The organism is Caballeronia sp. INML1, assembly GCF_023631085.1.
In the GTDB taxonomy this organism is placed as follows: Bacteria; Pseudomonadota; Gammaproteobacteria; order Burkholderiales; family Burkholderiaceae; genus Caballeronia; species Caballeronia turbans.
Genome location: NZ_JALQDT010000051.1, coordinates 25,114 through 50,616, shown reverse-complemented (window position 1 = coordinate 50,616; position 25,503 = coordinate 25,114). Strand labels below are relative to the sequence as shown.

Annotated in this window: 21 protein-coding genes; 12 read left to right on the top strand and 9 right to left on the bottom strand. The window is 64.3% G+C overall.

Annotated elements, in window-relative coordinates:
• Positions 1 to 88: 88 nt before the first annotated feature.
• Complete coding sequence (locus NCR38_RS16255) at positions 89 to 994, top strand: dihydrodipicolinate synthase family protein (protein ID WP_061115946.1); 906 nt, start codon at positions 89 to 91, stop codon at positions 992 to 994.
• 58 nt (positions 995 to 1,052) lie between these two features.
• On the opposite strand, the gene NCR38_RS16250 is transcribed toward NCR38_RS16255, so the two are convergent.
• Positions 1,053 to 1,796 (bottom strand): response regulator transcription factor, encoded by a 744-nt coding sequence (locus tag NCR38_RS16250; protein ID WP_061115947.1) that lies wholly within the window; start codon positions 1,794 to 1,796, stop codon positions 1,053 to 1,055.
• A 529-nt stretch (positions 1,797 to 2,325) separates the two neighbouring features.
• Between NCR38_RS16250 and NCR38_RS16245 the strand changes: the two genes are divergently transcribed.
• The 3 genes from NCR38_RS16245 (at position 2,326) to NCR38_RS16235 (ending at position 5,478) form a co-directional block, all read left to right on the top strand.
• Positions 2,326 to 3,618 carry an MFS transporter gene (locus NCR38_RS16245; RefSeq protein ID WP_061115948.1) on the top strand — a complete coding sequence of 431 codons (1,293 nt, stop codon included), beginning with the start codon at positions 2,326 to 2,328 and terminating at the stop codon, positions 3,616 to 3,618.
• 122 nt (positions 3,619 to 3,740) lie between these two features.
• Positions 3,741 to 5,204, top strand: coding sequence for an MFS transporter (locus NCR38_RS16240; RefSeq protein ID WP_061115949.1), 1,464 nt, complete (start codon positions 3,741 to 3,743; stop codon positions 5,202 to 5,204).
• A gap of 106 nt (positions 5,205 to 5,310) precedes the next feature.
• On the top strand, positions 5,311 to 5,478 hold the full coding sequence (locus tag NCR38_RS16235; RefSeq protein WP_156903131.1) for a hypothetical protein: 168 nt from the start codon (positions 5,311 to 5,313) through the stop codon (positions 5,476 to 5,478).
• Between the two features lie 92 nt (positions 5,479 to 5,570).
• On the opposite strand, the gene NCR38_RS16230 is transcribed toward NCR38_RS16235, so the two are convergent.
• Positions 5,571 to 5,843 carry a hypothetical protein gene (locus NCR38_RS16230; RefSeq protein WP_061115950.1) on the bottom strand — a complete coding sequence of 91 codons (273 nt, stop codon included), beginning with the start codon at positions 5,841 to 5,843 and terminating at the stop codon, positions 5,571 to 5,573.
• A gap of 131 nt (positions 5,844 to 5,974) precedes the next feature.
• Positions 5,975 to 6,793 (bottom strand): helix-turn-helix domain-containing protein, encoded by an 819-nt coding sequence (locus tag NCR38_RS16225; protein ID WP_250477354.1) that lies wholly within the window; start codon positions 6,791 to 6,793, stop codon positions 5,975 to 5,977.
• A 257-nt stretch (positions 6,794 to 7,050) separates the two neighbouring features.
• Between NCR38_RS16225 and motA the strand changes: the two genes are divergently transcribed.
• A complete protein-coding gene (gene motA / locus NCR38_RS16220; RefSeq protein ID WP_061115951.1) occupies positions 7,051 to 7,923 on the top strand; it encodes a flagellar motor stator protein MotA in 873 nt (290 codons plus the stop codon).
• 18 nt (positions 7,924 to 7,941) lie between these two features.
• Positions 7,942 to 8,922: a flagellar motor protein MotB gene (gene motB, locus NCR38_RS16215; protein ID WP_061115952.1), complete on the top strand. Its 981-nt coding sequence runs from the start codon at positions 7,942 to 7,944 to the stop codon at positions 8,920 to 8,922.
• 50 nt (positions 8,923 to 8,972) lie between these two features.
• Here motB and NCR38_RS16210 read toward each other — a convergent pair whose 3' ends face one another.
• Entirely contained in the window at positions 8,973 to 10,304 is a 1,332-nt protein-coding gene (locus tag NCR38_RS16210) for an Nramp family divalent metal transporter (protein ID WP_061115953.1), read from the bottom strand.
• Positions 10,305 to 10,598: 294 nt separating this feature from the next.
• On the opposite strand from NCR38_RS16210, the gene NCR38_RS16205 reads away from it, so the two are divergent.
• The 6 genes from NCR38_RS16205 (at position 10,599) to NCR38_RS16180 (ending at position 19,397) form a co-directional block, all read left to right on the top strand.
• Positions 10,599 to 10,880, top strand: a complete 282-nt coding sequence (locus NCR38_RS16205; protein ID WP_061116110.1) for a DUF4148 domain-containing protein — start codon at positions 10,599 to 10,601, stop codon at positions 10,878 to 10,880.
• A 324-nt stretch (positions 10,881 to 11,204) separates the two neighbouring features.
• Positions 11,205 to 14,390 carry an efflux RND transporter permease subunit gene (locus NCR38_RS16200; protein ID WP_250477353.1) on the top strand — a complete coding sequence of 1,062 codons (3,186 nt, stop codon included), beginning with the start codon at positions 11,205 to 11,207 and terminating at the stop codon, positions 14,388 to 14,390.
• A 21-nt stretch (positions 14,391 to 14,411) separates the two neighbouring features.
• Entirely contained in the window at positions 14,412 to 15,653 is a 1,242-nt protein-coding gene (locus NCR38_RS16195; RefSeq protein WP_061115955.1) for an efflux RND transporter periplasmic adaptor subunit, read from the top strand.
• Complete coding sequence (locus NCR38_RS16190; RefSeq protein WP_250477352.1) at positions 15,650 to 17,116, top strand: efflux transporter outer membrane subunit; 1,467 nt, start codon at positions 15,650 to 15,652, stop codon at positions 17,114 to 17,116. The genes NCR38_RS16195 and NCR38_RS16190 overlap by 4 nt, the downstream gene beginning before the upstream one ends.
• Positions 17,117 to 17,211: 95 nt before the next feature.
• Positions 17,212 to 17,925: a heavy metal response regulator transcription factor gene (locus NCR38_RS16185; protein ID WP_061115957.1), complete on the top strand. Its 714-nt coding sequence runs from the start codon at positions 17,212 to 17,214 to the stop codon at positions 17,923 to 17,925.
• Positions 17,922 to 19,397: a heavy metal sensor histidine kinase gene (locus NCR38_RS16180; RefSeq protein WP_061115958.1), complete on the top strand. Its 1,476-nt coding sequence runs from the start codon at positions 17,922 to 17,924 to the stop codon at positions 19,395 to 19,397. The genes NCR38_RS16185 and NCR38_RS16180 overlap by 4 nt, the downstream gene beginning before the upstream one ends.
• Positions 19,398 to 19,407: 10 nt before the next feature.
• Here NCR38_RS16180 and NCR38_RS16175 read toward each other — a convergent pair whose 3' ends face one another.
• From NCR38_RS16175 to NCR38_RS16155, 5 genes are all read right to left on the bottom strand, one after another.
• Positions 19,408 to 20,034: a hypothetical protein gene (locus NCR38_RS16175; RefSeq protein ID WP_250477351.1), complete on the bottom strand. Its 627-nt coding sequence runs from the start codon at positions 20,032 to 20,034 to the stop codon at positions 19,408 to 19,410.
• Between the two features lie 143 nt (positions 20,035 to 20,177).
• Positions 20,178 to 21,149 carry a hypothetical protein gene (locus tag NCR38_RS16170; protein ID WP_061115960.1) on the bottom strand — a complete coding sequence of 324 codons (972 nt, stop codon included), beginning with the start codon at positions 21,147 to 21,149 and terminating at the stop codon, positions 20,178 to 20,180.
• Between the two features lie 143 nt (positions 21,150 to 21,292).
• Positions 21,293 to 21,640 carry a hypothetical protein gene (locus NCR38_RS16165; protein WP_061116111.1) on the bottom strand — a complete coding sequence of 116 codons (348 nt, stop codon included), beginning with the start codon at positions 21,638 to 21,640 and terminating at the stop codon, positions 21,293 to 21,295.
• A gap of 123 nt (positions 21,641 to 21,763) precedes the next feature.
• Entirely contained in the window at positions 21,764 to 22,114 is a 351-nt protein-coding gene (locus tag NCR38_RS16160; protein ID WP_061115961.1) for a hypothetical protein, read from the bottom strand.
• Positions 22,115 to 22,759: 645 nt separating this feature from the next.
• Complete coding sequence (locus NCR38_RS16155) at positions 22,760 to 25,495, bottom strand: nitrate reductase (RefSeq protein ID WP_061116112.1); 2,736 nt, start codon at positions 25,493 to 25,495, stop codon at positions 22,760 to 22,762.
• Between the last annotated feature and the right edge of the window lie 8 nt (positions 25,496 to 25,503).

Here is a 25,503-nt window from a genome sequence, read left to right as displayed (position 1 = left end):
TCGGCACGCGGCGCGCGCGAAACACGCAAGACGCCCGCTTTTTCGGTGCTTACACTGCGTACCGTTCAATCACTTTCGGAGCGCTGCCGTGACGCATATCTGGGAAGGCGTGATGCCCGCCGTGACCACCAAGTTCAACGCCGATTTCAGCATAGACCGCGCGTTGACCGCGAAAAATGTCGACGCGCAGATCGAAGCCGGCGTGGACGGCATCATCGTGTGCGGATCGCTCGGCGAAGCATCGACCTTATCGCTCGACGAAAAGCTCGACGTGCTCGACATCGCCGTGGACGCCGCGCGCGGCCGCGTGCCGGTGCTGCTGACGATCGCGGAAAACAGCACGCTCGACGGCTGCCGCCAGGCCGAGCGCGCTGCGCGCCACGGCGCGGCCGGCTACATGGTGCTGCCGGGCTTGCGCTATCTGTCAGACCGGCGCGAGACGCTCAATCATTTCCGCATGGTCGCCGACGCGAGCCCGTTGCCGCTCATGGTCTACAACAATCCGCTCGCGTACGGTGTCGATGTCACCCCGAAGATGTTCGCCGAGCTCGCCGAAGACAAAAAGTTTGCGGCGATCAAGGAATCGAGCGGCGACGTGCGCCGAATCACGGATCTCATCAACGAAACGGGTGATCGTTATGCGCTTTTCTGCGGCGTCGATAATCTCGCGATGGAAGCGATGCTGATGGGCGCGCACGGCTGGGTCGCAGGCCTCGTGTGCGCGTTCCCGCGCGAGACGGTGGCGATCTACAAGCTGATTCGCGCCGGACGGTTCGAGGAAGCGCGCGCGATCTATCGCTGGTTCGCGCCGCTGCTCGCGCTCGATGTATCGCACAAGCTCGTGCAGAACATCAAGCTGGCCGAGGCGATCGTCGGATTGGGCACGGAGCCGGTGCGCCCCCCGCGTCTGCCGCTCGCGGGCGAGGAGCGCAAGGAAATCGAGGCATTGATTCGGCGCGGCGTCGAGACGCGCCCCGCGCTGCCGGCAGTTTGAGGCGAAGCAAAAACGAAAATGCCGTCCTCGCGACGGCATTATTTTTTGGACGGCGACTTCAGGCCGCGATCTGCGCAGCGGCGGGACCGACCAGGCCGCCGCGCGAATCTTCGCCTTCATCGTAGAGATGCAGCAGGCGATAGCCGCTCTTGTACACCGGCTGCAAACGGAAGTTGTTGACCGGCTCGATTTCGAGCGCGAGGCGCAGGCGCGAAACGTGGCTGTCGATGGTACGCGTGGTTTCGCGGAATTCGCGGCCCCAGACCATCGCGAAAATATGATCGCGCGACAGCACGCGGCCGATATTCGAGAAGAAAAGCTGCGCCAGGCGGAATTGCGTGCCGCTCAGTTGCACCGGCTTGCCGCGCACGGTCACGATTTGCTGGCGGGCGTCGAAGCGGTACGGGCCGACTTCGAGGCACGCGGTCGATGTCGCGGGATACGCACGGCGCAACAGCGCTTCGACGCGCGCACCGAACTCGCCCGGCCGGATGGGATAAACGATGTAATCGTCCGCGCCTGCGGTCAGTGCGCAGACCACGTTGTGCTCGGCGCCGTCGGGCGTCGCGAACATGACCGGCACGCGCTCGCCGAAGCTCGAGCGCACGGATTTCAGCAGGTCGAGCCCGCAGAGGCCCGTGGAATTCCAGTCGAGAATCAGCAGATCGACCGTCGAGCGGGACAGCGCTTTCGACAGCACGAGGCCGTCGCCAAACGTCACGCACGTATGGCCGAGTCGTTTGACGACATCGCTGATGAGATTTCGATAACTTGGGTCGGTTTGCAAAACGGCGACGCGCATGGTGTCTTACCTGATGAGTCCAAGGGACATGGGGCGGATGCCGTACTGCAGGCGACCGCCGGGCGTCTCGTCGCGGGATGAGACGGGGATAATCAAGCTGCGCATTCTGGGCAGCGGGACGACCCTTTCCCATCGGACTCATCCGAATTGTCAACGCATGTGACTGTGCAGCGTTTCGGTCGCCGTTCGTCTCGTGCGCGCAACCGTCTCGAAAATAGAACGGCTTTTCCCTTTTTCGCCGGCTTTCATCCTGTAACATGCCGCGTCTGGCTCAAAAGTTCCCGCTTCCGCCGTTTTACCGAGACGTCGCGTAGCAAGCTGCGCCGCGGCTGTCCGTCGCGTCGCGCAGCGCGGATGACGGGCGGCGGCTTTCGACTCCGCGCCCGCTGACGCCCGGCCCGGATCGTTGCCGTTCCGTGCCCCGGCCTTCGCTTCGCGTCCACCCGGCGCGTTTGTCACTCCCGCAGGGCGAAGCCTCGTCCTACCGCGCGTCATGCGTGGCTTTTTCACTCACGGGTCCCTTTTTCCGATGCAGGCAACACCTCTGTCCGACGCCCCTCGCGCGGCCGGCCGTGCGCTCACGCGCGGCGACTACAAGACGCTCACGCTGGCCGCGCTCGGCGGCGCGCTCGAGTTCTACGACTTCATCATTTTTGTGTTCTTCGCGCCGGTCATCGGCCAACTGTTCTTTCCGCCGTCGATTCCCGACTGGCTGCGTCAGTTGCAGACTTTCGGCATCTTTGCGGCCGGTTATCTCGCGCGTCCGCTCGGCGGGATCGTCATGGCGCACTTCGGCGATCTGCTCGGCCGCAAGCGCATGTTCACGCTTTCCGTGCTGCTGATGTCCGTGCCGACGCTCCTGATGGGCCTGTTGCCGACGTACGCGTCGATCGGCCTGATGGCGCCCGTGCTGCTGCTCCTGTTTCGCGTGATGCAGGGCGCGGCGGTCGGCGGCGAAGTGCCGGGCGCGTGGGTGTTCGTCTCCGAGCACGTGCCGGGCCGCCATATCGGCTATGCGTGCGGCACGCTTACGGCCGGTCTGACGGCCGGGATCCTGCTCGGCTCGCTGATCGCCACGGCGATCAACAAGTCGTTCGCGCCTGCCGAAGTCGCCGATTTCGCATGGCGTCTGCCGTTCCTGCTCGGCGGCCTGTTCGGCCTGTGCTCCGTCTATCTGCGCCGCTGGCTGCATGAAACGCCGGTGTTCGCCGAGTTGCAGAAGCGCAAGTCGCTCGCGGCGGAGATTCCGCTCAAGGCGGTGCTGCGCGACCACGGCCGCGCGGTGATCGTTTCGATGCTGCTCACGTGGATGCTCTCGGCGGCGATCGTCGTCGTTATTTTGATGACGCCCACCTTGCTGCAGAAGCAATTCCACATCGCGCCGGCGACGGTGCTCGTCGCGAACTGCGCGGCGACGCTCTGCCTCACGATCGGCTGCGTGATCGCGGGCGCGATCGCGGGCCGCATCGGCGCGGGCAAGACGATCTTCATCGGCGGCGTGGCGCTCGCGGTGTCGTACTGGCTGATGTTCCGGCAGGTCGCCGTCGATGCCTCCGTGCTGCTGCCGTGGTACGCGCTCACGGGCTTTTTCGTCGGCGTGATCGGCGCGATTCCGTTCGTGATGGTGAAGGCCTTCCCGCCCGCCGTGCGCTTCTCGGGCATCTCGTTCTCGTACAACGTCGCGTACGCGGTGTTCGGCGGACTCACGCCGATCGTCGTCTCGCTGATGATGAAATCGAGCCCGATGGCGCCCGCGCTCTACGTCGGCGCACTGTGCGCGCTCGGCGCGCTGACGACGCTCTTCTTCAAGGAAGCCCGCTGATTCAGCGTTGACATCGCTGCAAAAAATGGCGCGCCGCTCTCCCGGCGCGCCATTTTCATTCGACTTTCACGTTTCAGGCGAGGCCGAAACATCGAACGCGCGACGCGCCTACGATAGACGGCATGAACGCGAACCCTTCCTCATCCGGCACGCATCTGTCCGCGCGACAGATCCTCGTCGTCACGGCGACCAGCGTCGCCTTCGTCGTCTCTCAGCTCGATGTCTCGATCGTCAATGTCGCGCTCGCGAGCATCGGACACGATCTGCGCGCGAGTGTCGCGAGCCTGCAATGGACCGTCGACAGCTACGCGCTCGCCTTTGCCGCGCTCATGCTCTCCGCGGGCTCGCTCGGCGACCGCTTCGGCGCGCGGCGCATGTTCCTCGGCGGCCTCGCGCTCTTTGCGCTTGCGTCGCTCGCGTGCGCCTTTTCGCGCGATGCGACGGAGCTGATCGCCGCGCGCGCCCTGCAAGGCATCGGCGCGGCGGGCATGCTGCCGAACTCGCTCGCGCTCCTGAACGCGGCATGCGGCCATGACCGGCGCTTGCGCGCGCGTGCGGTCGGCTTGTGGACGGCGGCGGGCGCGGTGTCGATCGCGGCGGGCCCGATCGTCGGCGGCGTGCTGATCGCGGCGTTCGGCTGGCGCAGCATCTTCTGGGTCAATCTGCCGATCTGCGCGGCGGGCATTGCGGCGACGCTCGCGTGGGTCGGGAAGACGCGCGCGAAAGATGCCTGGCATGCGCGCGGCGTCGATCTGCCCGGCCAGGCGCTCGCGATCGTCGCGCTTGCGGCGCTCGTCGGCGCGGTGATCGAACTGCGTCCGCTCGGCGCGGCGCATCCGCTCGTGACCGGCGGACTCGTGCTCGCCCTGGCGGCGGGCGGCGGGTTCATCGCGGTCGAACGCAGAAGCCGCGCGCCGATGCTGCCGCTCTCGCTCTTCGCCGAGCGCACGTTCAGCGCGGCCGTCGTCTTCGGTATCGGCGTGAATCTTACCTATTATGGAATGGTGTTCGTTTTGAGCCTGTACTTGCAGCGCGTGCTCGGGCACACGCCCTTGCAAACCGGTCTCGCGTTCCTACCGCTGACGGGCGGCTTCCTGATCTCGAACCTGGCGAGCGGCCCCGTGGTCGCGCGCTTCGGCTCGCGCGGTCCGATGATCGGCGGCGCGCTTCTGGACGCCGCGGGCTTCGCCGCGCTCGCCTTCGTCGATGCGACGACGCCCACGGCCGCGCTCTTCGTGCCGTTCCTGCTGATTCCGTCCGGCATGGGCCTCGCGGTCCCGGCGATGACGACCGCGTTGCTCGGCACCGTCGGCCACGAGCGCGCCGGCACGGCGTCGGCGGTCCTCAACACGGCGCGGCAGGCGGCGGGCTCGATCGGCGTCGCGGCGTTCGGCGCGCTCGCGGCGCACGGCGACGGCGCGGCGAACGCGCAACATATCGTCGATGCGGTGCGCTCGTCGGCGTGGATTTCCGTGGCGCTCCTGCTGGGCGCGGCGCTGATCGCGCGTCATGTGAACAATCCGGCGAGCGCGAAACGGGAAGCCGCGACACCCGCGTGCGGTGCGCTTCCCGAAGAGGCGGAATGAGGACGGGCGGCGGCAGGTACGTCCGTTGCGAACTTCGGCCGAAGCACGCTGAAAAACCGAGAGCGCGCGCCGATCCATCACTCGAAGGAAGATTCAGGAGATCACCATGTCGACGATGCCTCGCTCCCCCGAAGAGCCGCTCGAACCGGACCCGGACAAGCTGCTCGACCCGGACGCCCCGCCGAACCCCGACGACCCGGACATGCCCGATGGACCCGATTCCGCCACGCCGATGGTGCCCGCCGATCCGAAGAACGGCGAGCCGCGCATGTGAGCCGCTCAACAGCCAATGGGCGCGCACACGAAGCAATGCCCGCGCGGCCGCAAAAGCCGCGCGGGCATTCTTCTGTGGACTGGGCTGAAACGCTACAGGCTCGTCGTCTGCACGGTGCCGGTTTCCAGCGCGCGCTCGATCAGCGCTTCCTGCTGCGCCTTGCGCACGGCATCGGCGACGAGCGTATCGGGCGCTTCGACTTCCGCCTTGATCGCGCCGATGATGCCTTCAGCTTCGACGATCACGAGCGACTCCGCCGAATCCGCGCGGCTGATGATGACGCGCGCCGGTCCGCCGCCTTCCGCGATGCTCGCGCAGAACTGCATCTTTTGCCCGCCGATTACCTGCTCGAATGTTTGAATCATCGCTGCCTTCCGCGTTGGTTGGACAAAAGCTGACACAGGCTGCGCACCGTGCGGCGCGCAGCCTGCCTTTTCATTGATCCGCGCACGTTCACTAGGTTCAATTCTGTAAGCATGCGGACGGCGGCGCAAGTTCAGCGTCTTGCATCATCGAGTTTTCGAAGGACGGCGGCGGTGGCGTCGTCGGCGGGAAAGAATGCCTCGATCGCCAACTCGGACAGCGTGATATCGACCGGCGTGCCGAAGACCGTCGTCGTGCTGAAGAACGACAGCACGCCGTATTGCGTACGCATGCGCAACGGCACGACGACCGGGTCGGTTTCCGCCCGCGCCGCGTGCCCGGCATGGGCAGGCGCGGGATACGCCTCGAGTTCCGCGAAGAGCGCGGCAAGCGTCGCATCGCCCGAGACGTCGATCTGCCGGCGCAACCGGGCGAGCAGATGCGCACGCCACTCGTGCCAGTTGTCGATGACATCGGCAAGGCCTTGCGGATGCATCGACAGGCGAAGCACGTTCACCGGCGGCGCGAGCCGTTGCGCATGCGCCGATGCGACGAGCGGTGCGAAAGCCGCGTTGGCCGCGACCATCGTCCAGTGACGATCGACGGCGAGCGCCGGATACGGCTCGTGCCCCTTCAACACGAGATCGACCGCGCGCCGCGCGGCGGCGAGTTGCGGATCGGCCAGCGCGCGCTCGCGATACAACGGCGCATAACCGGCCGCGACGAGCAGCGTGTTGCGCGCGCGCAGCGGCACGTCCAGTCGCTCGGCGAGGCGCATGAGCATTTCGCGGCTCGGCAGCGAGCGGCCCGATTCGACGAAGCTCAGATGGCGCGTGGACACATCGGCGACGCCCGCGAGATCGAGCTGGCTCATGCGTCGGCGCTGCCGCCATTCGCGCAACAGTGTGCCGACGCTCGATTGGACGTCGGCGCGTGCGAGGGTCGAGTTCATGTCGCCGATGTTAGACGAAGCGCGTGCATCGAATCCATTACCTGCGGCGTAATCGCGATGTTCGGTTTCTGTCCGCAGACGAACGAGCGCAAGTTTTACTGCGCAAACATTTGCGCAGAAGAAATTGCGCGCCTCCCCTTAATGTCTTGCTAATAAAAGCCGATAAGCTCCTCAACAAGCGAACAATGCGTCGCGAGCCGTGCGCGCCTCGATCCGGGCACGCACGGCCCGCGGCGCCGGACATCTGCGGAGAAATCATGTTTGTCATCATCGGATGGGTCCTGGTCATCGGCTCGGTGATCGGGAGTTTTATCGGCGTGGGCGGTCACCTCGCCGCCCTCGTGCAACCGTTCGAGCTGCTGTGTATTTTCGGCGCGGCCATCGGCGCGTTCGTCGTATCGAATCCGACGGCCACGCTCAAGAAGACCCTGCAAGCCATCCCGAAGGCCTTCAAGGGCGGCGGATACACCAAGGAGAAATACCTCGCCCTGATCGCGCTGCTTTACGAGCTGCTCCAAAAGGCGCGCAAGGAAGGAATGATGGCGCTCGAAGCCGATGTCGACGCGCCCGAGTCCAGCCCGCTCTTTCAGAAGTATGAGCACGTGATGGCCGATCATCATCTTCTCGACTTCATCGTCGACTATCTGCGCATGATGTCGGCGGGCAACGTCAACGCGCTCGAAATGCAGGATCTGATGGACGAGGAGCTGGAAACGCATCACACGGAAAGCTCGGTCGCGGCCAATGCTATCCAGAAGATGGCGGACGGCCTGCCTGCGTTCGGCATCGTCGCGGCGGTGATGGGCGTCGTGCACACGATGGGCTCGGTCGGCGCCGCGCCCGCGGTGCTCGGCGAGATGATCGCGGGCGCGCTCGTCGGCACGTTCCTCGGCATTCTGCTGGCCTATGGCTTCATCGGCCCGCTCGCGGATCTGCTCAACGCCAAGGGCGCGGCTGAAGCGAAGCCGTTCCAGTGCGTGAAGTCCGTGCTGCTCGCATCGATGAACGGCTATGCGCCGACGATAGCTGTCGAGTTCGGCCGCAAGGTGCTCTTCACCGCCGACCGTCCGAGCTTCAAGGAACTCGACGACGCGGTGCGCGCAACCAAGATGCCGAAGTCGGCTTCGTAACGTCACGGCATAGACATCATGGCTGAGAAACCATCACGCGATCCGCTGCAATCGGTGCTCGCGCCTACCGTCGTCGTGAAGCGCAAGAAGAAGGCGCACGGCCACGGGCATCATGGCGGCGCGTGGAAAATCGCCTACGCCGACTTCGTCACCGCGATGATGGCGTTCTTTCTGCTGATGTGGCTGCTCGGCTCGACCTCGAAGTACGACAAGGAAGGCATCGAGCAGTACTTCAATACGCCGCTCTCCGCGTTGTTCGGCAACGATGGCGGCGCCTCGGCGCATACGAGCGTCATCACGGGCGGCGGCAAGGATCTGTCGAGCTCGCGTCCGGGCGAAGGCAACAAGAGTCAGCCGCAGCCCGTGCCGCAATCGATCGCACGCGCGGCCGTCGCGAAGGACGACCTGCAGAAGCTGCAGCAGCTCAAGCAGAAGCTGATGGCGCTCATCGAGCAGATGCCCGCGTTGCGCGCGTTCAAGGATCAGATTCGCATCGCCATCACGAGCGAGGGATTGCGCATCGAGATCGTCGATTCGCTCAAGCGGCCGATGTTCGCTTCCGGCAGCTCGAAGCTCGAAGGCTATGTGACGACGATTCTGACCAACATCGGCGCGTCGCTGAATGATGTCGATAACCGCGTGTCGATCGCGGGGCATACGGATGCGGTCGCCTATTCGGGCGGTCAGGCCGGTTATTCGAACTGGGAGCTGTCGAGCGAGCGCGCCAATGCCGCAAGGCGCGCGCTCGTTGCGGGGGGCATGAAGGAAAGCAAGGTATTGCAGGTGCGCGGGCTGGCCGACGTGCTGCCGCTCAACAAGGATGTCGTCGATGAGCCTACGAATCGGCGCATCAGTATTCTCGTTCTGAACAAGGCGGCCGAGCAGGCGTTCTTCCGCGATGGCGGACGCACTACGGTGGATGAAACGCGCCCTGTCGATGCGGCGATTCCGGCGGCAGTGGCAGCGAGGTCGAATGCGCCGGCGGTGATCGTGAAATAAGGCTTCGGTCAAAGCGCCATGTACTCGACGAGTGCATGGCGCTTTTTCGTTCAGCCGATCCACTCCGCAGCCGTCTGCACGACCAGCCAGAGATTCGCCGCACTGATCACGGCAAACAGCAGCCACGCGACGAGCTTCATATGCGGCTTGTTCGCGAACGTCCCCATCAGGCTTCGATCGCTCGTCATCCTGATGAGCGGATAGAGCGCGAACGGCAACTGCAGGCTGAGCACGACCTGACTCGCGACGAGCAGCTTCCCGACTGCCCCGTTGCCCATCACATAGACGCCGATCAACGCCGGCACAAGTGCGAGCGCACGCGTGATGAACCTTCGCTGATAGCAAGGAATCTTCAGGCGCAGGAACCCTTCCATGATCACCTGCCCCGCGATGGTCCCGGTGAACGTGGAGCTTTGTCCCGAAGCAAACAGCGTCACCGCGAAGAGAATCGCGGCAAGCCCCGTTCCGACGATCGGTGCGAGCAACTTGTACGCATCCTCGATTTCCGTGACTTGTGTATGCCCGGTCGCATGAAACGCCGATGCCGCGAGTATCAGGATCGCCGCATTGATGAGCAGCGCAAGCATGAGCGACACGATGGTGTCGAGCCGCGACAGCGTGATCGCCGAAGCAAGGCTCTTCGCATCGCGATTCACGACGCGCGTCTGCACGATCGACGAATGCAGATACAGGTTATGCGGCATCACGGTCGCACCGAGAATCCCAATCGCGAGATAGAGCGGCTCGCGCTCGCTCAACGCGTGAATCGAAGGCACGAGCCCCGCAGCGACCGATGGCCAGTGCGGCTTGACGAGCACGAGCTCGACGACATAACCCACGCCGATCGTTGCAATGAGCCCGAGCATGATCGCTTCGAGATCGCGAAAGTTCTTGCCCTTCAGGCCGAGCACGATGAGCGTATCGAACGCGGTGAGCACCACGCCCCATATCAGCGAAACCCCGAACAGCAGATGAAACGCGAGCGCGCCGCCCAGCACCTCCGCGAGATCGCACGCGATGATCGACAACTCCGCCAGCATCCATTGCGCATTCGCGACTGGTTTCGCATAGCGCTCGCGTGACAACTGTGCAAGATCTTTTCCCGTGACGATGCCGAGCCGCATCGAGAGACATTGCAGCACCATCGCCGCGATGCTCGACAGCATGACCACGAAGAGCAGGCTATAGCCGTAACGCGATCCGGCTTCGATATCCGTCGCCCAGTTGCCCGGGTCCATATAGCCGATGGAGATGAGCAAGCCCGGCCCCGCGAATTGCAAGAGCTTCTTCCAGAGCGGCGCGCCCGGCGAAACGGCCACCGAGCCTTTGACTTCCGATGGACAAAACGGCGCGGTGGCGGTGGTCGGCAGATTGAAAGGCAATTTATCGGTTCCTGATGCGATATTGGGGACAACATCACGTACGCGGACAAGCTGCGAACGATGTGCTTCTAAGTGGCTTACAAACCGCCTCACGCGGGCGAGTCTATCATCGGCTGCACGCAATCACAGACGTGTGCAGCGTGCGCTCCAATCTGACGAAAACGCCATTCGTTCGCCAGCATGTCGTCACCGTGACGCACATAGAATCCAGTGGTGGCTGTGGTAAGCGTGCCGACGCTGCACATCGCGCAACCGCACGCCGCGTTCATCCTTCACTCGCATGAGGAGTACGCCATGAAACTGGTCACACGCATCGCCATCGTCGCGCTCGCTGCCGCACCGCTTGCCGCGCTCGCACAGTCCGACGGCCTGACACGCGCACAGGTCAAAGAGGATCTGCAACGCGTCGAGCAAGCCGGCTATAACCCGTCCGAACGCGACGCCTTCTATCCGGCCGACATCCAGGCAGCGGAAGCGAAGGTCGGCTCGCTTGGCGCTTATGGCGCATCCACGGAGGGTAGCTCGTCTTCAGGACGCACGATGTCGACGACACCGCTCGGACAGACGCCGCAGTAAGCGGACGGTCATTCCCATCAAGAAGAGACACGCGCGGCTTCCATCGACCGCGAATGATCCCGCGCCGTCTCGCTACGCGACATAGAGCGTTACCTGCGCTCAGCCCCCGCTATTCCCATCATTTTCAAGCAGGCGCCCGACCCTTCCGCGCGCTTTCGCAAGCTTGCTTTCAATTCGCCTAATCTGACAGACGCGCCATATTCAAGTCATATTGTCGTTGGCACCCGGCCACTACCATAGCGACACGCATGGCGAACCGCACGCCTCGCTCGCCGCACTTGCCTCTTTCGCAGCGCCCTTCCCCAGCATCTTCCGAACGACTCAATGTGGATAGTCAACGTTGCGCTTAAACGGCCCTACACGTTCATCGTGATGGCCATCATGATTCTGCTGGCGACGCCCTTCGTCCTCGTGACGACGCCGGTGGACGTGCTCCCCGAAATCGATATTCCCGTCGTCAGCATCATCTGGAACTACACGGGTCTGTCCTCCCAGGACATGGCCAATCGCATCGCGTCGGTCAACGAGCGCAGTCTCACGACCACCGTGAACAACATCGAGCATATCGAGTCGCAATCGCTGCCCGGCATCGCGATCATCAAGCTCTTTCTGCAACCGACGGCGAACATCCAGACCGCGATCGCCCAGACCGTCGCCGTCGAGCAGGCGCAATTGAAGCAGATGCCGCCGGGCGCGACGCCGCCGCTCGTCATCAGCTATTCGGCGTCGAGCATTCCGGTGATCCAGCTCGGCCTTTCCAGCCCGAAGCAGTCCGAGCAGGATCTGAACGACACCGCGCTCAATTTCCTGCGCCCGCAACTCGTGACGATTCCCGGCGCGGCCGTGCCTTATCCGTATGGCGGCAAGACGCGTCTCATCTCCGTCGATCTCGACACGCGCGCACTGCTCGCCAAGGGCCTGACGCCGACCGATGTCGTGCAGGCCGTCAACGCGCAGAATCTGATCCTGCCGACCGGCACCGCGAAGATCGGCCCGAGGGAATACACGATCAACATGAACGGTTCCCCCGCGACCGTCGCGGGCCTGAACGACATTCCCGTGCGCACCCTCAACGGCGCGACGACTTATCTGCGCGAAGTCGCGCACGTGCGCGACGGCTTCTCGCCGCAAACCAATATCGTGCGGCAGGACGGGCATCGCGGCGTGCTGATCTCGGTGCTGAAAAACGGCAACGCGTCGACGCTGTCCATCGTCAACACGCTGCAAGACCTCTTGCCGCAAGCGCGCGCATCGTTGCCGCCGGATCTGAAGATCAGCGCGCTCTTCGATCAGTCCGTATTCGTGAAGGCCGCCGTGCAGGGCGTGGTGCGCGAGGCGCTGATCGCCGCCGCGCTTACCGCCGCGATGATCCTGCTCTTTCTCGGCAACTGGCGCAGCACCTGCATCATCGCGATCTCGATCCCGCTCTCGATTCTTTCGTCGCTGATCGTGCTGCATGCGCTCGGGCAGACCATCAACATCATGACGCTCGGCGGCCTCGCGCTCGCCGTCGGCATTCTCGTCGACGACGCGACGGTGACCATCGAGAACATCGAACGCCATCTGCATCTGGGCACGAATCTGCACGACGCGATTCTCGAAGGCGCGGGTGAAATCGCGGTGCCCGCGCTCGTTTCGACGCTGTGCATCTGCATCGTGTTCGTGCCGATGTTCTTTCTCACCGGCGTCGCCAAGTTCCTGTTCGTGCCGCTCGCGGAAGCCGTCGTGTTCGCGATGATCGCGTCGTACATCCTGTCGCGCACGCTGGTTCCGACGCTGGCAATGCTTTTGATGGGACACGCCCACGCGCCCGATGCGAAAGCGAAGCCGAATCTTTTCATGCGCATGCATCGTCGTTTCGACCGCGGCTTCGAGCGCATGCGCGGCGCGTACATCGTCATTCTGTCGACGCTGCTCGTGAAAAGGCGCCTGTTCGCCACGCTCTTTCTCGGCTTTTGCCTGCTCTCGCCGGCGCTCGTGTTCGTGCTCGGCGAGGACTTCTTCCCGAGCGTCGATGCGGGCGATATCCGCATGCACATGCGCGCGCCGACCGGCACGCGCATCGAGGAAACCGCGCGCCTCGCGGACGAAGTCGAAAAGGTCGTGCGCCAGATCGTGCCCCAGGACGAACTCGCCACGATACTCGATAACCTCGGCCTGCCTTATAGCGGCATCAATCTCTCGTACAGCAATGCGGGAACCATCGGCACGCTCGACGGCGAAATCCAGGTCGCGCTCAATCCCGATCACGCGCCGACGCAGAAATACATCGACCAACTGCGCGCGCTCCTGCCGCGCCGCTTTCCCGGCGTCGAGTTCTTCTTTCAGCCGGCGGACATCGTGACGCAGATCCTGAACTTCGGTCTGCCCGCCGCCATCGACGTGCAGATTCAAGGGCAGAACGCTCAAGCGAACTTCGAAGTCGCAAGCAAGCTGATGAAGCAGGTCCGCATGATTCCCGGCAATGTCGACACGCACATCCAGCAGAAGCTCGACGAACCCGCGATCAACCTGCAGATGGATCGCACGCGCCTGCAACAACTGAATCTCTCCGCAAGCAACGTCGCGCAGAACGTGCTCGTCTCGCTGTCGGGAAGCTCGCAGACGGCGCCCGGCTTCTGGTTCAATCCACGCAATGGCGTCGAGTACAACCTCGCGGTGCAGACGCCCCAGTATCAGGTCTCGTCGATCGACGAGCTGCTGCGCACGCCCGTGTCCGCATCGATCAACGGCCCGACGCAACTGCTCGGCAATCTCGTGCGCATCTCGCCGGAGAATCAGTTCGCGGTGGTCACGCACTACAACATCCGGCCCGTGATCGATCTCTTCGTGAGCGTCGAAGGGCGCGATCTCGGCGGCGTCGCGCGCCAGGTAAATTCTCTCGTCGATGAAGCGCGCAAGACGCTTCCGCGCGGCAGCCAGATCGTCGTGCGCGGCCAGGTCGAGACGATGCGCACGTCGTTCTTCGGTCTCGGGCTGGGCGTCGCGATGGCGATCGTGCTCGTGTATCTGCTGATCGTCGTGAACTTCCAGTCGTGGATCGATCCGCTCATCATCGTGAGTGCGTTGCCCGCCGCGCTCGCGGGCATCGTCTGGATGCTCTTCCTCACCGGCACGCATCTGAGCGTGCCGGCGCTCACCGGCGCGATCATGACGATGGGCGTCGCGACCGCGAACAGCATTCTGATGGTCTCGTTCGCGCGTCAGCGTCTGAACGCCGGCATGCCGGCGCTCACCGCCGCGCTGGAAGCGGGCGCGAGCCGCATACGCCCCGTGCTGATGACCGCCTTCGCGATGATCATCGGCATGATTCCGATGGCGCTCGGTCTCGGCGAAGGCGCGGAGCAGAACGCGCCGCTCGGCCGCGCCGTGATCGGCGGGCTGCTCTTCGCAACGGTTTCCACACTCTTTTTCGTGCCGCTCGTCTTCGCGGGCATCCATGCGCGCCTCGCGCGCCGCGCCGCGCGCAAGGGCCCCGGGCAGCATGAAGACGGCAGCGGCCAACACTGACATCACAGCATCCCGACGAACATGACCGAAAAGAACCACGCATCGCTTGCGATTCCCGCTCGCGACCCGAACGAAGGGCCCGCGCTGCCGCCGCGCCATGTCGAATGGAAGCGCGCGAAGATCGCGCTCGTCATCGTGCTCGCGTTGCTCGCGATCGGCGCGGCGCGCACCGTCGTCACCGATGTGCTGCACAGCCGCTCGATTGCCTCGCGCACGCAACAGAACGCACAGCAGTATGTGAATGTCGTGTTGCCGACGCAAACCGACGGCGGCGGTGAAACGACCTTGCCCGGCACGCTGCGCGGCTTCGTGGAATCGCCGATCTACGCCCGCGCAACAGGTTATCTGCTGCACTGGTATGTCGATATCGGCACGCGCGTGAAACAAGGCCAGTTGCTCGCCGATCTCGACACGCCCGAGATCGATCAGGAGCTGGCGCAAGCGGTCGCGCAACGCGATCAGACGGCATCGAGCCTCGGCCTCGCGAAGAGCTCGCTCGAACGCTGGCAGCAGTTGCGTCAGCGCGATGCAGTGTCTCAACAGGAACTCGACGAACGGCAAAGCACCTACAACCAGGACGTCGCCAACCTCGCCGCAGCGGATGCAAACGTGAAGCGCCTGCGTCAGCTCGAATCGTTCAAGCGCATCGTCGCGCCGTTCGCGGGCGTCGTCACGCAACGCAACGTCGATGTCGGTGATCTCATCGATGCGGGCAGCGGCACGAGCCGCGCGCTCTTCGCGCTCGCGCAGTCCGATCCGTTGCGCGTCTTCGTGCAGTTGCCGCAGGCGTATGCGCAGAATGTCTCGGTCGGACAGGACGTGACGGTCACGCAGGCGGAACTGCCCGGCCAGCAGTTTCACGGCAGGATCACGCACATCTCCGGCGCGATCGACGTGCCCACGCGCTCGCTGCAGATCGAAGTGACGCTGCCGAATCCCGATGGCCGTCTGCGTCCCGGCGCGTATGTGCAGGTCGCGCTGCCCGCGACCGCGCACGCGCGCCTGCTGGTGCCGGGCAATGCGCTGCTGTTTCGCTCGGAAGGCCCGCGCCTCGCGGTCGTCGATGCAAATGGGCACGTGCGTCTGCACAAGATCGTGATCGCACAGGATCTCGGGCAATCGCTCGAAATCGAGAGCGGCATCGAGGCGACGGACAAGGTCATCATCAACCCGAGCGATTCGGTCGCGGACGGCGATCATGTCGTGATCGCGCCGCAGCAGAAGCAACAGCAGCCCGCTTCGGGCAACAAGGCCGCATCATGAAAGCCGCGCTGTGCATCACGCTCGTTTCGATGCTCGCCGCGTGCACCGTCGGGCCTGACTATCGCCGGCCGGTCGCCGACACGCCGCCGAGATGGAAGACGGATTCATACTGGCGCGTGGGCGAGCCCTCGCATGCGCCGCTCGCGCTCGACTGGTGGCAGGCATTCGACGACGTCACGTTGAACGGCCTCGAAACGCAGGCGCTCGCCCAAAACCAGACACTCGCCGCCGCGAGCGCGCACTACGCCCAGGCACGCGCGACGCTTGCGCAGACGTCGGCGCTCGCGCTGCCCGAGATCGATCTCGGCGCGAACGCGTCGCGCTCGCGCATCTCGAGGAACCGGCCCGTCAACAACTACGCGACGCCGAACAGCTCCACCGTGCAAAACGATCTGAAGCTCGCGCCCTCGGTCGATTACGACATCGACCTCTTCGGCCGCATTCGGCGCGAGGTGGAAGGCGCCCGCGCGTCGGCGGACCAGTCGGGCGACGATCTCGCGAACGCGCGCCTCGTGCTGACCACCGACCTCGCCAGCGACTACTTCTCGATGCTTGAGCTCGACGCCGAAATCGATGTGCTGAACCGCTCCGTCGATCTTCAGAAGAAAGCGCTCGACTACGTGCAAGCGCAACACGATCTGGGCGCAGTATCCGGCCTTGACGTCTTGCAGCAACAGGCGCAGCTCGACCAGACGCGCGTGCAGGCGCAACTGCTTCTGAATCAGCGCGCGCAATTCGAGCATGCCATCGCCGCGCTCGTCGGCACGCCCGCGCCGCAGTTTTCGATCGCGCCCGCGCTGACCGAGCGGCCGCTTCCGCCCCTTCCGCTCGGCGTGCCGAGCGACGTGTTGCAGCGCAGGCCCGACGTCGCCTCCGCCGAACGCGCGATGGCTGCCGCCAATGCGCAGATCGGCGTCGCGAAGGCGGCGTTCTTCCCGAGCCTCACGTTGAACGGGACCATCGGCTGGGAAAGCACGGCGCTCTCCAGCCTGATTTCCGCGCCGAGTCTTCTGTGGACCATCGGCACGATGGCGAGCCAGGTCGTCTTCGATGGCGGACGGCGCTCGGCCGCGGTCGACTTCGCGAACCAGGGCTATGTCGCGGCCGTCGCGAACTATCGGCAGACCGTGCTCGGCGCGTTTCAGCAAGTGCAGGATGGCATCGTCGGATTGTCGGTGCTGGACGGCGCGCAGAAGCAATCGCACGCGGCCGTCGTCGATGCGCAACGATTGCTGTCCCTCGCGAACGATCGCTATTCGGGCGGCCTCGTCGCTTATCTCGACGTGATCACCGCGCAGCAGCAATTGCTCACGAGCGAGCGTCAGGATGTGCAGATTCACGGGCAGCAGCGCACCGTGTCGGTGGCGCTCGTGAAGGCACTGGGCGGCGGGTGGAACGCGAATGACGCGGCGCACGAAGACGAGGACGTGGCAAGCGCCACGGACAAGACGCCCGCGCGCTGATGCGAAGAAAACGTAAGCAGGATGCCCGCGAGACTCGTATAGTAAGCAGTTGAACAACACGGTAAGCACACACTGAACGCGCACAGGTGCCAGGCATGAAAGTCCTGATAGTCGAAGACGAACACAAAGTGGTGGATTACCTGCGCTCGGGGTTGACCGAGCAAGGCTGGGTCGTCGATATCGCAATGGATGGCGAGGAAGGCACGCATCTCGCCATCGAATACGACTACGACGTGATCGTGCTCGACGTGATGCTGCCAAGACGCGACGGCTTCGCGGTATTGAAAGCGCTGCGACTGCAGAAATCGACGCCGGTCATCATGCTCACCGCGCGCGATCACATCAACGATCGCGTGCGCGGGTTGCGTGAAGGCGCGGACGACTATCTGACGAAGCCGTTCTCGTTCCTCGAGCTCGTCGAACGTTTGCATGCGCTCGCACGCCGCACGCGCGCGCAGGAATCGACGCTCATTTCCGTCGGCGATCTGTATGTCGATCTGATCGGCCGCCGTGCGACACGCGATGGCGTGCGGCTCGATCTCACCGCAAAGGAGTTCCAGTTGCTCTCCGTGCTCGCACGCCGCCACGGCGACATTCTCTCGAAGACCGCGATCACCGAGCTCGTCTGGGAAGTCGATTTCGAAAGCCACACGAACGTCGTCGAGACGGCGATCAAGCGGCTGCGCGCGAAACTCGACGGACCGTTCCGCACGAAACTGCTGCATACCGTGCGAGGCATGGGCTACGTGCTCGAAGTGCGCGAAGCCCGCGACACGCGCGAAACAAGGGAAGACGCGAGACCATCATGAATACGCAGCGGGCATCGGCACCGGACGAACCACGCACGCAGCGCTCCATAGCGCGGCGCCTCGCCGTGATGTTCGCGCTCGTCGCGTTGTTCGTTTTTTCGCTCGTCGGCTCAGGGCTTTTCCTGGTGCTGCGCGTGCAACTGGAGCAGCATCTGCGCGACTCGCTCGACAATCGCGCGGAAGTTGCGCGGCTCATCGTCACGCACGTATCGAACCCGGATAAATGGAAGATCGCGAAGGAGAAACTCGCCGACATCACGCCGCGCGATGGCTCCACGCTCTTCGCCGTCTCCAGCAACGATCCGCGCTTCGAATACGGCTCGCCGCCCGCGGGCCACGTCATCAAACGTGTGATGGGCGGCTATGCGCGCTTCCGTCCCGAAGGCCGCGCCTACGACATGCTGATGACCACGCTGACGATTCCGCCCAACGCGGACAGGCCGCCCTTGCAACTCTTCGTCGCGATCGACTGTTCCCCCAACGTCCACACGATGCGCGCCTTCGGTCTCGCGCTCGCGGCGTTCATGGCGTTGTCGACCGTCGCGGTGCTGCTGTTGAGCTATTCGGTCGCGCGCCTCGGGCTCGCACCGCTTGCCCGCCTCACACGCGACGCATCGAAGCTGAGCCCGAACAATCGCTCGCAACGCCTCAACACGCACGCGCTGCCGATGGAACTGGAGGATCTCGCGAAGTCCTTCAACGGCGCGCTGGAACGGCTCGATCACGCATACGGCCGGCTCGAATCCTTCAACGCGGATGTCGCGCACGAGCTGCGCACGCCGGTCACCATTCTCATCGGTCAGACCGAAGTGGCGCTGACGCGCGACCGCTCGATCGACGAGTTGCGTCACACGCTGCAATCGAATCTTGAAGAGTTCGAGCGCGTGCGCGCGATCATCAACGACATGCTGTTCCTGGCGCGCGCCGATCAGGGCGAGCGCGCGACGGGCCTCGTCGAAGTGTCGCTTGCGGCCGAGGTCAACCGCACGCTCGAGTTTCTGGAAATTCCGCTGGAAGAAGCGCAGGTCCGCGCGGTCGCAACCGGCGATGCACGCGCTTTCGTCAACACGTCTCTGTTCGGACGCGCGCTGTCCAATCTCGTGATGAACGCGATCCAGCATTGCGCGCCGGGTGCGACCATTTCCGTCTCGATCACGCGCGAACATGGACGCATCCGCATCGCGGTGGCCAATCCGGGCGAGCTGATCCAGCCGCATGTCAAGGAGCATCTCTTCGACCGCTTCTACCGCGCGGAAAGCTCACGCACGAACAGCCGTGAAAATCACGGCCTCGGCCTCGCCATCGTGAAGGCGGTGGCGGAAATGCATCGCGGCACGGTGTCGGCGACGAGCGAGCACGGCATCAACACGTTCTCGTTCTCGGTCGCGCGCTTCGGCAATGAAGCGCGTGCCGCGCAGGATCCGGGCTTGCCCGTGCCGCCGGTCGTCGAAGCCAAGTCGGCCACGACATGACGCGCGCGCGTCACTGACAGAAGTATTCGTCCGATGCGGCCACCGGCGCTTCAGCCGTCGCCGGCTTGAAATGACTGTACTTGCGGTACGTCTTGCCGTTCACCGTCACGGACTCGGCAGCTTCGGTCTCGCCCGAACTCGACGCGATCGCGCTGCTATGCGCCTCGACGTTGTTGTTGCTCCAGCTGCTCGCGCGCGCATACGATCCGCCCTTCGACGTATCGGTCTTGCCCTGTTCCGCGATCGTGTTCGTGACGGGATTGCCGAAACTCTTCGTATCGATCGACGATTTCGGAGGCTGGTAGCCCCACTTCGACGTGAGCGTGCTCATGTCGATCTCCTGCGGCTTCCAGCCGACGATTTTCGCGCCGACCGAGAGCGGCGACAATTCCACCGCGACGATCTGCGTGCCGCGCCGCGCGACGAGCAGGCACTTTCCGCCCGAGCTCTGCAAGGGCACATAGCCGCTCGAAGGCAAGAGCGCGAGCGCGTGCGCATCGGGCATCGGCTGCACACCGACCGGATTCGCGGCCCAGATCACGCCGGCGTTCGCATCGGCGTGCGCGCTCATCGGCATCATCCAGACTGCCGCACTCGCCGCGAGCGCGATGGCCGCCATTTTCGTGTGACTCTTCATCGCATGCCTCAGCGGGAAAACGAGGGTTGACTCTCCGGGACCAGTCTTTCAGAGCCAACCCTTCAAAGGGAGAGACGGCCTGTTGTCACAGGCGCGTCTCTTCTGTTTAACGGCGCCACTCCGCCATTGGACCTGGTGCTTCGTCACTTCACCAGCGAGACTTCGATCTTCTCGCCGATCGGCGCGCTCGCGACTTCGACGCCGTTCGCGCCGTCAGTCTGATCGTACACGCGGGCCGCGACGGGCGTGGGCTGCGCGACCCGCTTCGCGGGCGCCGGCTGAGCCTGCTTCGCGTCGTCCTGCGTCTTCATGTTGACTTCCGGATTGTTCGCGGCGGTCACCGGCAAGCCGAGGCGCGCGCGGACCAGCGGGTCGCGATACTTTTCATCGTCCGACAGCACGGCGTCAGCACCCGACTTCGCGAGCGGCGTGGTTGTGCCCGGGCACAGATGGCCCGTCGCTTCGACTGCGCGGCGGTTCGCGTCGCTCTGGCACAGGAGCGCCAGCGCGACATCGGTCAGGCCCATCGCGCGGAATTCGCGTGCATCGAGACGACGTACGCATGCCTGATCGACGAGGGTCGTGCCGCCGGTCGCGCCGAAGCCCGTGATCGACAGGCCGAAGCTGGCGGAGCCCATGCAGGTGTCGGAGAGCGTCGTCGTGAGCGCGGGCGCCGCGATCGACGGCGTCGTGCGCACCGAGTACGAGCTCTGGTTGTAATCGACCGTCGTGCGCGTGTCGAACGCGCTCGAACCGGGGCCGCTCGCCGCCTTGCCGGTCGCGTCGGTGCCGCTCGCATCCGTGCCCGAATTCGTGAGCTGCGGCATCGACAGCGAGATGTTCACGTTCGACGAGCCGCCCTGTGCCGACGAACGGCCACCGCTGGCCGTCGCGACGCCGAGGCCGCCCACCGACGAGGAATTGGAACTGGTGTTGGCCGTCGAGTTCGCCGACGTGCCGATGTTGTTCAGGCTCGAACCGCCGCCCTGGCCGATACCCGTGGACGTCGAACCCGAAACCGAGCCGGACGAGGAATTGGCCGTGGTGTCGGCGTGGGCCAGTTGCGCGGCGCAAAACAGAACCGCGCATGCCAACTGCAAAGTGGTCTTGTTCATTTGGTGCTCCGGAAGAAAGGGGACGCCACGGCGCATGACGGTCCCGGACGACTTAGAGTTTTTTTATAGGTTCGGCAAAGGCGGAGTCCCGCAAGCGCTCGCTCGTCATGACGCCGCCTCTGCCTTGGGGCGCTCAGGCCGGCTTAGCGCCAGCCGCCGCCCAGCTTGCTCCATGCGTTGGCCGCTGCGTCCGCGCCCGAGGTGCCGCCCGCTTGCGCGTTGCCGTGACCGAAACCGCCCACGTTCGACGTGTTGGTGTGGCTCGTCGTGGCGTTGGTCGCGTTGCCCGTCACGCCGAACGCGTTGCCGGCGATCGATTGCGCGTTGCCGTTGGCCGTGCCGTAGTTGCTGGCGGTGAAATGGCCGAAACCCGAGACCGACGCGGCCGTCGAGCCGCCCGAGGTCGAGGAGGAGCTGGAGTTCGTGGTCGTGGCCATTGCGGCGACGGAGACGAACGAGAGCAGTGCGGCAGCGATCAGAGTGCGTTTCATGATTTGCATTCCTTATCGAACAAGTAAGATTGGATTTTGTTTTTTGTTCTTCGAACTACGGTCACGTCGGTTGCGGATAAGCGAACCCCGTTGCGGCGAAGTCCGCCCTCCGTCGCCGCGTGCTTAGCGCCAGCCGCCGCCCAGCTTGCTCCAGGCGTTCGCAGCAGCGTCGGCGCCCGAGGTGCCCGTTGCCGTCGAACCGCCGAAGCCCTTGCCGCCCACCGACGACGTGTTGATGTGGCCGGTCGTCGCGTTGGTCGTGTTGCCCGTCACGCCGAAGCCCTGGCCGGCCGTCGACGATGCGTGACCGTTGGCGATGCCGGCGTTGGTTGCGGTGAACGAGCCGTAGCCGAACACGGCTGCCGCGGTGTTGCCGCCCGAAGTCGAGCTCGAGCTGGACGAGGTGCCCGTGGCGAAAGCAGCGGCGGAAACGAGGGAGAGAACGGCTGCTGCTGCGATCAGTTTGCGTTGCATGGTGAAGTCTCCAGGTGTAGGCGCACAGTCAATTCCAGCTACATCGACGCCGGTATGTAGCTGGCACAGCGAAATCATTTATTTAGCATTCCTATCTCCAAGGCCCGCTTCAACTCCACGTCGATGAACCAGCGTGAAAATCAGCGAGCGTTGGGAAGCAGGGCGCGTTTTGGGCGCGGGCTAACCGGTCAGGAGCGGTGCAAGGTGCGAACGTTGCGGACTTCGTTCAACTGAAGCCGCCGTTCGTGCAACAGGTCAACGTGTAGTTGTGACGGGCTCTTGGCTGCCGTCGAGCGGATCGTGGCGCGTAGGCCTTCCGCATGGTCTATTTGTTTTGCGTTCTTCTTCATCGCAATCCCCGTATCACTTCTTGTGTTTGTCTGCAGGCTTTGGTCTTTCAATTGCCTGCGTTTTGATGTGACTGTACGGAAGATGAATCGGACGAAGCGTGGGCGAGCCAACATTACATTTCACGTCGTAACAATTCGTGAGAAATCTTGGTTGGCCACCGCTCATTCGGCGGGGCCACACCCCTGAAACGCCCTGTTTACGGGGGTCTCCAAAGGTTCACCCGCATAGTGGGAGTGTTACCGACGCAGAAGGCGGGCGACCTGCGTCCGATTTTGAAAGGTGGACACGCGCAACTCAGACCGCGCTCAGACGCGCCATCTCTGTCTCGACGATGAGTTTCTTCAACTCCGGCACACACGACCCGCAGTTGCCGCCGGCCTTCACGCAGGACGTGATCTGCGCGGCGGTTTTCAGTCCCTTGTCGCGGATCGCGTTGCAGATGGTATTGCGTCCGACGCCGAAGCACGAGCACACGGTCGGCCCCGTGTCCTCGCCCTTGACCGAAGGCTGGCCGAGCAGGAGGCTCGCGCGGTCGTCGTCGTCGAGCCGGTCCTTCTCGAAGAGCGTCGCGAGCCATTCCCGCGCGGGCAGATCGGGCCGTTCGGAGATGAACACGCAGCTCTCGATGCGCTCATCCACCACATGCGCCGCGCGATACACGCCCGCGCTCTTGTCCTCGTATTCGATCCAGTCCGCGTGTCGATCGTCGATATGAAAGAGCGCACGCGCCCAGTCGTGATGATCGCCATGCGATGCATCGAAGCGATTGCGGCCCGCCATCTCGTAGCGCACGTGTCGCGCGCCGTGCACGCGCGTCCAGTGCGTGACCATGTCGAGATCGGGCGCGGTGCGCGAGAGCGAAAAGCCGTGCCACGTGACGTGAAATTTCTCGATCGCGACAGGCGTGTGCTTGAATTCAGGCTCGCCCGAAACAGGATCGACGACGGGATTGACCACCGCGCCGACGCGCGCGTCCGAGGCGACCTGATCGTTCCAGTGAATCGGCACGAACACGCTGCCGCGCGGCATGCCGCCGCCGTGTTGCACGCGCGCGATCATCGAACCCCAACGGCTCGACACGCGCGCAAGCTCGCCTTCGCGCACGCCGCATGCGAGCGCGTCTTGCGGATGCATGTCGATGAACGATTCGCTGATGTGTCCCGCGAGCTTCGCGGATCGGCCGGTGCGCGTCATCGTGTGCCATTGATCGCGCACGCGGCCGGTGTTGAGCACGAGCGGATAGTCTTCGTCGGGCGCGTTGACGGGATGGCGCGGCGGCGTCGGGACGAAGCGCGCGCAACCGTCCGCGTGACTGAAGCGCTGATCTTCGAAGAGCCTCGTAACGCTGCCTTCTTCCACGGAGCGCAGCGGCCATTGCGTCGGCTGCAAGGCGTCGTATTGCGCGCGATCGAGGCCCGTCAAACCGCCGATGTCGAACGCGCGATGCACGCCCGTCGCCGCATCGTTGCGATATGCCGAGAGCCGCGCGTGCTCGTCGAAAATCTCATGCGGCCCCGCGAAGTCGAAGCCGTCGAAGCCCATGCGACGCGCGACGTCGCACATGATTCGCCAGTCCGCGCGCGCCTCGCCCGGCGCCGGAATGAACGCGCGTTGACGCGAGATGCGCCGCTCCGAGTTCGTCACGGTGCCGTCTTTCTCGCCCCAGCCGAGCGCGGGCAGCAGCACATCGGCGAACGCGTTGGTATCCGTCTTCTCGACGATGTCCGAGCTCACCACGAGCTCGCACTGTTCGAGTGCCCGCTTCACGCGATCGCCGTCGGGCAGGCTCACGACAGGATTGGTGCCCATCACCCATACCGCTTTCACGCGGCCGGCTTCGATTGCATCGAACAATTCGACGGCCTTCAATCCGGCGCGCTCCGCGATCACAGGCGAATTCCAGAACGTCTGCACGATCTCGCCATGCAGCGGATCGCCGAACTCGAGGTGCGCGGCAAGCGTATTCGCGAGGCCGCCGACTTCGCGGCCGCCCATCGCGTTGGGCTGGCCGGTGAAAGAAAACGGCCCCATGCCCGGCTTGCCGATACGTCCCGTCGCCAGATGACAGTTGATGATGCCATTGACTTTATCCGTCCCCGCGCTCGACTGATTCACGCCCTGCGAATAGACCGTCACCACACGTTCCGTGCATGCGAACAGCCGATAAAACGTCATCAGGTCGTGTTGGTCGAGCTTGCAGTCCTTCGCCGTTTGCGCGAGATCGGAAGGTCCAGCCGCGGCGAGCGCGGCATCGAAGCCGCGGGTATGCGCATCGACGAAGGTCGCATCCGTCGCGCCATGTTCCGCGAGGAATGCGAGCAGGCCGTTGAAGAGCGGAACGTCGCTGCCGGGCTTGAGCGGCAGGTGCAGATCGGCCATTTCGCACGTTGCGGTATGGCGCGGATCGATCACGACGATCTTCATCTCCGGCCGTTTCTCCTTCATCTTCACGATGCGCTGAAAGAGAATCGGATGGCACCATGCCGTGTTCGAGCCGACCAGCACGACGAGGTCCGCGAGTTCGAGGTCCTCGTAGTTCAGGGGCACGAGGTCTTCGCCGAATGCACGCTTGTGCCCCGCTACCGACGACGACATGCACAGCCGCGAATTCGTGTCGATGTTCGCGCTGCCGATATAGCCCTTCATCAGCTTGTTGGCGACGTAGTAATCCTCGGTGAGCAACTGGCCCGATACATAGAACGCGACCGCATCCGGACCATGCTGTTCGATGATGCGCGCAAAGCCGCTCGCAACCGTGCCGAGCGCGTCGTCCCACGACACCTCGGAGAGCGATCCGGTATGCCGGCCGCGCAGCTTCGGGCTGAGCAGGCGCCCTTCGAGTCCGATCGTGTCGCCGAGCGCCGAGCCCTTCACGCACAGACGGCCGAAGTTCGACGGATGCGCTTCGTCGCCCGCGATCGTTACTTCGGTCGCGCTCTTCGGCGACGCCTCCACACCGCAGCCGACGCCGCAATACGGGCACGTGGTTTTGACGGAGGCCGATTGAATCGGGATGATGGGCTTGGTCACGCTCAAGG

Excerpts from the sequence above, each read along its gene's own strand:
- NCR38_RS16250 (WP_061115947.1), bottom strand. The coding sequence starts at position 1,796 with ATGCGCGTCGCCGTTTTGCAAACCGACCCAAGTTATCGAAATCTCATC.
- NCR38_RS16245 (WP_061115948.1), top strand. The coding sequence starts at position 2,326 with ATGCAGGCAACACCTCTGTCCGACGCCCCTCGCGCGGCCGGCCGTGCG.
- NCR38_RS16240 (WP_061115949.1), top strand. The coding sequence starts at position 3,741 with ATGAACGCGAACCCTTCCTCATCCGGCACGCATCTGTCCGCGCGACAG.
- NCR38_RS16235 (WP_156903131.1), top strand. The coding sequence starts at position 5,311 with ATGTCGACGATGCCTCGCTCCCCCGAAGAGCCGCTCGAACCGGACCCG.
- NCR38_RS16230 (WP_061115950.1), bottom strand. The coding sequence starts at position 5,843 with ATGATTCAAACATTCGAGCAGGTAATCGGCGGGCAAAAGATGCAGTTC.
- NCR38_RS16225 (WP_250477354.1), bottom strand. The coding sequence starts at position 6,793 with ATGAACTCGACCCTCGCACGCGCCGACGTCCAATCGAGCGTCGGCACA.
- motA (WP_061115951.1), top strand. The coding sequence starts at position 7,051 with ATGTTTGTCATCATCGGATGGGTCCTGGTCATCGGCTCGGTGATCGGG.
- motB (WP_061115952.1), top strand. The coding sequence starts at position 7,942 with ATGGCTGAGAAACCATCACGCGATCCGCTGCAATCGGTGCTCGCGCCT.
- NCR38_RS16205 (WP_061116110.1), top strand. The coding sequence starts at position 10,599 with ATGAAACTGGTCACACGCATCGCCATCGTCGCGCTCGCTGCCGCACCG.
- NCR38_RS16200 (WP_250477353.1), top strand. The coding sequence starts at position 11,205 with ATGTGGATAGTCAACGTTGCGCTTAAACGGCCCTACACGTTCATCGTG.
- NCR38_RS16195 (WP_061115955.1), top strand. The coding sequence starts at position 14,412 with ATGACCGAAAAGAACCACGCATCGCTTGCGATTCCCGCTCGCGACCCG.
- NCR38_RS16190 (WP_250477352.1), top strand. The coding sequence starts at position 15,650 with ATGAAAGCCGCGCTGTGCATCACGCTCGTTTCGATGCTCGCCGCGTGC.
- NCR38_RS16185 (WP_061115957.1), top strand. The coding sequence starts at position 17,212 with ATGAAAGTCCTGATAGTCGAAGACGAACACAAAGTGGTGGATTACCTG.
- NCR38_RS16180 (WP_061115958.1), top strand. The coding sequence starts at position 17,922 with ATGAATACGCAGCGGGCATCGGCACCGGACGAACCACGCACGCAGCGC.
- NCR38_RS16175 (WP_250477351.1), bottom strand. The coding sequence starts at position 20,034 with ATGAAGAGTCACACGAAAATGGCGGCCATCGCGCTCGCGGCGAGTGCG.
- NCR38_RS16170 (WP_061115960.1), bottom strand. The coding sequence starts at position 21,149 with ATGAACAAGACCACTTTGCAGTTGGCATGCGCGGTTCTGTTTTGCGCC.
- NCR38_RS16165 (WP_061116111.1), bottom strand. The coding sequence starts at position 21,640 with ATGAAACGCACTCTGATCGCTGCCGCACTGCTCTCGTTCGTCTCCGTC.
- NCR38_RS16160 (WP_061115961.1), bottom strand. The coding sequence starts at position 22,114 with ATGCAACGCAAACTGATCGCAGCAGCAGCCGTTCTCTCCCTCGTTTCC.